The organism is Mycobacterium sp. SMC-4 (assembly GCF_025263265.1).
In the GTDB taxonomy this organism is placed as follows: Bacteria; Actinomycetota; Actinomycetes; order Mycobacteriales; family Mycobacteriaceae; genus Mycobacterium.
Genome location: NZ_CP079877.1, coordinates 1 through 5066, shown reverse-complemented (window position 1 = coordinate 5066; position 5066 = coordinate 1). Strand labels below are relative to the sequence as shown.

At 63.3% G+C, this 5066-nt stretch carries 3 protein-coding genes and 1 pseudogene; 1 reads left to right on the top strand and 3 read right to left on the bottom strand.

The annotated features are described in order from the left end of the window. The first annotated feature begins 22 nt into the window (after positions 1 to 22). Entirely contained in the window at positions 23 to 1243 is a 1221-nt protein-coding gene (locus tag KXD98_RS28365) for an MFS transporter (protein WP_043988410.1), read from the top strand. 631 nt (positions 1244 to 1874) lie between these two features. Here the strand turns inward: KXD98_RS28365 and KXD98_RS28360 are convergent. The 3 genes and pseudogenes from KXD98_RS28360 to KXD98_RS28350 form a co-directional block, all read right to left on the bottom strand. Next, a pseudogene (locus tag KXD98_RS28360) lies at positions 1875 to 3209 on the bottom strand (hypothetical protein); the annotation flags it as partial. A 142-nt stretch (positions 3210 to 3351) separates the two neighbouring features. Beyond that, positions 3352 to 3705, bottom strand: coding sequence for a helix-turn-helix transcriptional regulator (locus tag KXD98_RS28355; protein WP_043988411.1), 354 nt, complete (start codon positions 3703 to 3705; stop codon positions 3352 to 3354). After that, a complete protein-coding gene (locus KXD98_RS28350; RefSeq protein ID WP_232004317.1) occupies positions 3702 to 4805 on the bottom strand; it encodes a site-specific integrase in 1104 nt (367 codons plus the stop codon). The genes KXD98_RS28355 and KXD98_RS28350 overlap by 4 nt, the downstream gene beginning before the upstream one ends. Between the last annotated feature and the right edge of the window lie 261 nt (positions 4806 to 5066).

Below are 5066 nucleotides of genomic sequence, written 5' to 3'. Positions count from 1 at the left end.
TTCGCCGTGAGACAGTGGTGTCGTGGGGGATAGTGCGGGTGAAGGTACTCGCTCGGCTTTTGTTCGTTTTTGGGTGGCTGCGGCACTCAGTTCCATCGGGTCGGCGATCTCTGCGGTCGCGATGCCCGTCTTGGTCGTCCAGTTGCTCGGTGCCAGCCCATTCGAGGTTGGCGTGGTCAACGCCGCACAGTTTGTTCCGTACGCGGCCCTTGGACTTGTCGCCGGGGTGTATGTCGACCACTGGCGCCGCAAACCTGTGCTGGTGTGGGCCAGCGTGGGGCGTGCTCTGAGCCTGGGGCTGGTTCCAGTTCTGTGGTTGGCCGGCAGTCTGCAGATGTGGATGCTGGTCGTCGCGTTGCTGGCGTTCGGGGCGTTCTCGGTATTCGGGTTCGCCGCCACGCAATCATTGCTTCCCCGACTGGTACCGACGGGACAATTGGTTGCGGCGAACGCGCGTCTCGATCAGGCCGACGCTGCCGCCCAAACCCTCGGCCCGGCGATGGGCGGTGGACTCGTGGGCCTCTTGGGCGCTCCCGCGGCCATCGTCGTCGACGCGATCAGTTACCTCGTCGAGGCTGTGCTGATTGCGAGCGTCCATGCCCCCGAACCCCAACCAGAACCACGCTCGCGCCACCTCCGTCACGAGATCGGCGAAGGCCTGAAATGGACTTACCGCCACCGGACTCTCGGTCCGCTGGCAGTGTCGACACACATATGGTTCCTCGCCAACGGGGCAGCGATGACAGCGCTTTCCCTGCTGGCCCTGCGCTCCATGGGGTTCACCCCCTACGCATTCGGAATGCTATTGACGGTCTTCGGTGTCGCGAGTCTGATCGGGGCCTCGTTGGCACCGTCGACCGGTGACCGAATAGGGGTGGGACGGGTGATCATTCTGGCGCGCACCGCATACCCGATCACGTGGCTGCTCGTGGCCTGCGCCCCTGAATCCAGTTTGGGCGATGCAGTGATTTTCGTTGCGTTGGGATTCCAAGGGATCGCAGCCGGCATCGAGAATGCCAACGAGATGGGCTACTGGCAGACGCTTACACCGGACCGGCTGCTCGGGCGCGTGAACGCCACGAGGCGCTCCATTAATCAGACGATGGGCGCTTTGGGAGCGGTCCTGGGCGGCTTGTGCATCGGCGCCTTCGGTGAGCAATTCACGCTCGCTACCGCTGTCGCTGGTTTCGCGGTCGCAGCGGCCATTGCCGCGTCATCAGCGCTTCGAAGACACGGCAGCTAGGTGGAATACGTCTCACACCAATGCAAGTCGCGCCTCGGTGGGGTGATTCCGCTGTATTCGGTGCGATCGGTCTGTCTGCTGGATCGGCGCTCAGAGATGGGGTCGTGGAAGGCTCGTGGAGTCATCGATGGGTATCGGCGGCTTGGGTGCGGCTTGAGGTCGTTTACGGTGTCAGCTAGGAGATCGGGATTTCGGATTCATCGCCGTCCTCGACATCGTGAATTGTCGCGTTATCGTCCTCGCGTAAACGTCGAGCCCAGCGTTGATAGGCCGATTGCTGCGAGATACCCAGGGCCTCACCTATTTTCGCCCAAGATACGCCGGCCAGATGCGCCTGGAGCACTACGTCGGTGAGCTGCGTTTTGGCTGCTTTAGCTGTCGCGCGCGCCTGACCGAGGGCGTTCGTGGCCACCTGGACCGCGCCGCGGGCGTCGTCGAATGCGGCCGCCGCGGCTCCTAGTGACTCAATGTGGACGTCGTAGGGCCGAACCGGGGGATCGAGGTCGAACAACGTGGGCTCGGAGGTATCCGTGTCCGGTTCGTCTTTGTCGTCGGTGGGGCAAACCTGCGGAGAGTCGGTCGTCATGGTTCGTCCAGGTGGTGTTGTCGGAGTGTGCTTCCGATCGGTGGCGGATGCGTACTGCGCCCAGGTGTTGCCGGCTTCGGCGGCGTGTTTTTGGGTGACTTGGTCGCTGTAGCCGAGCATTTCGGCGACGACCGGTGGCGGTATTTGCGATACGAGTTCGCGAAGGGCTCTGTTGCGTGAGCCCAGCAACTCGATGCCGAGCCATCGAAGCCGATGCATGATTGATTGCGGGTCGAGGTGACGGCCAGCCCGGCTGCTGGGAAACAGCCAGGGCGTGGCGATGGCTCCGCCGGTGGTGCGTTGATTGGGCCGGTTGTAGAGGTGATGGTGCAGCTGGGAGGCGAACGGCTCGGGCACCGGGGTGGGTTCTTTGCCCAGCGCGATACGGGTCTCGGCGCCTACCCGGATGACAGCGGTGGTCTGCAGGCCGGCGATCTTCGTCAACGGCTGCGCGTAGAGCAGCAGCAGGATTCCAGCGATCCGGTAGGGAAGACTCTCGGAGTCGCCGGTGAGGAGTTCTTTGAGCCACGCGAGGCGCTGGTCTTGGGTGATGGTCGGGGATGTTCTGGCTTGTCGGTGCTCGATGGTGATTGAGGTGTTGATCTTGCTGCGTTTGGCCCAGACGAAGAACGTCCGGATCGAATGGCGGGTGGTCGGACCTGAGGCCAGGTATTCATCGACGTCCTGCTGGCTGCAGGTTGAAGCGGTGCGGTCGTGGGTCTGCTCGAGCCAGGTCAGGAATTTGATGGTTTCGGTGATCTCTTGTTGTGCTGCGCGTTTGGGTCCGTCGGTTCCTTGGCCGGGCTTGGACTCGCTGCGCAGGCGGCGCAGGTGGTGCCAGGTGGCGAACTGCTCCACGGGTCCTCGCACTGTCGGGGAGTCGATGGCGTCGAGTTTGGTGGCGAGCCAGCGTTCGAATCGTGCGAGGTGTTCGTCGCGTGGTGGGAGGAGGTGGTGGTGCACCAGCATGCTGCGTAGGTGTTCGATGTGTCGGCCCGGGCCGGCGGTGTCGAGGCCGTCGTGGGTGAGGGGTATTGCGCCGGAGGTGATTCCGCCGAGGAGCTGCAGTACCTGGATGTTGCGCTTCCAGGTGAGGATGCTTTCGGGCCGGTCGACGCCGCAGAGCACTTCGAGGAGGGTTTCCATGGCGGCCGGGTCGGCGGGATGGTGCAGCAGGATTTTGCACAGGTCGTCGCGTAGAGCGCATCGTGCGCATTCGCCGCGGCGGTGGATTTCGCCTTCGTGGCCGCAGGTGCGGCAGGCGTAATCGCCGGGGATGGCGGCGCAGGTCAGGCAGACCGGCCGTGGGTCGGTGCGGTTGAGGCGGCCGGGAAGGACGCCGTCGTGCCCGCAGTTGGGGCAGATGCCGTGGGTGCGCATCGCAGTGTAGAAGCAGCTGTGGCACAGCTGATCGCCGGGCCAGTAGACGCGCAGTGTGTTGGCCTTGCGATGGCAGCGGCTGCATTCGTAGTGACCGGTGGTGACGGGTGGGCGTCCGCGGCGCCTGGATCGTGGCTTGGGATTAATCGGGGCCATCGGTGATGACCCGCGCCCGCCGTGGCCGGACCGACTTGTTGAGTTCGACCACGTTCGGCGGCGGGGTAGCGGCTGCCCCGGATGCGGTCTTCCGGCGTCGGACGTCGGTGGCAGTGACGGTCACCAGGTCCTCCACGCCACAGCCGAGGATGTCGCATAGCGCGGCCATCAGTTGCAGCGAAACACGTTCGGGCCGTTGGTGGACAACACGGTAGACCTGGGGTCGGGAGAGCTGAATGCCACGTTCGGCCAGGCGGGGGATCAGGTCAGTGCTGTTGTGCATGCCATGCGCGGCCATGAGCTCGGCGAGGCGCCAGGTGTAGTCGACTTCGCGTTTCATGATGATTCTTCCCCGAAGGAGAGCGCATCTTTGACGGTCTGATCGAGCATGCGGCGCAGTGTGCGGGTGCGGTAGTCGCTGGATACACCGGTGTAGAGGGATGTGGTGCTGGCGACATCGTGGCCGGCCTGGTCTTGGACGAATTTGGCGTCCCAGCCGTCCTCTATGAGGTGGGTGATGTGCGAGCGGCGAAACGAATGCAGATCCAGTCCGGCCGGCAGATCCAGTTCGTCGCAGTAGCGCCGGAAGCGGCGCAGCAGGGTGGTCTCAGCGATCAGGCTGCCGCGCTCGCTGGGGAACAGGTCAATGCTGTCGTCGATATACGGTTGGCCGTGGGTGAGCCAGTCGGCGATGACTTCGGGTGTCCAGTCGAACACCGTGAACACGGTGCGCCGCTTCGGCGGTGAGCCTTTTTTGGCCTTGCCGTACCGGATCAGAACCGCGCCATAGCGCCCGAATTCGGCGGCGTGCGGATTGCGCGAGAAGTCGACGGTCTGCAGGTGTCGCAGTTCATTGAAGCGCAGCCCGTAGGAGTAGGCCACCTTGAACATCACCGAGTCGCGGTAAGCCGGCAGCCAGCCCTTCTTACGGGCATTGGCAATCAGGGACACTTGCTCGTCGGCATGATCGAAGAAGTCCTGCAGCTCCTTTTTGGTGAAGGGCCGCTTGAGCGGATTCTGCTCGTTGTCTTGGACGTGGGCAGCGGTGTTCCACTCGAAGAACACTTGCGCAGGGTGAGTGCCGAAGCGCTGCTCGCATACCCGATCCCAGCCGTAGTCCGGATCAGCGATGTACGAGCAGAACAACCGTAGGCCGTTCTGGTAGCCGCGCACGGTCGATTGCGCCCGGCCTTTGATGCCGCGCAGATCGGCGAAGAACTCTTCAACCATCGCCGGTGTCCAGGCCCAGGGGTACTCGTTGCAGTGGTCGATGAAGCGGCGCACCAGGGCGATGCGCTTGCTGATGGTCTCGTGGTCGAGGTTGCGGCACAGTTGCTGGTTGCGCCAGCCGTCGAGCATGTCCTCGACGGTTTGGGCCTCCGGATGCAGCAGCGGAACTGACCCGACCAGAACCACGCGACCGCTCTTGTCGACGGGCAATTCAGCCTCCCAGGACGTCTCATCTGATGCATCATTGAATCATCTAATGAATCATTACCACATCGCCGCAGGTAGGTCCATCGCAAAACGAACGTTCGCCGATGCGTGTCGCGGCGGCCAGCCGGAGAGGGGGTCATGCATACTCGTTCGCATCCACCGAAAACCCCTGGTGTCCAGGCTGTTTCATCCATGGGTACCGGGTCGGTAGGCGAGAGTCACACGATTGCTGCGTGATTCATCGGATGAAAATGCAGTGATTTA

Bases quoted from the DNA above. Each gene is read 5' to 3' on its own strand.
- KXD98_RS28355 (WP_043988411.1), bottom strand. From the start codon at position 3,705: ATGAAACGCGAAGTCGACTACACCTGGCGCCTCGCCGAGCTCATGGCC.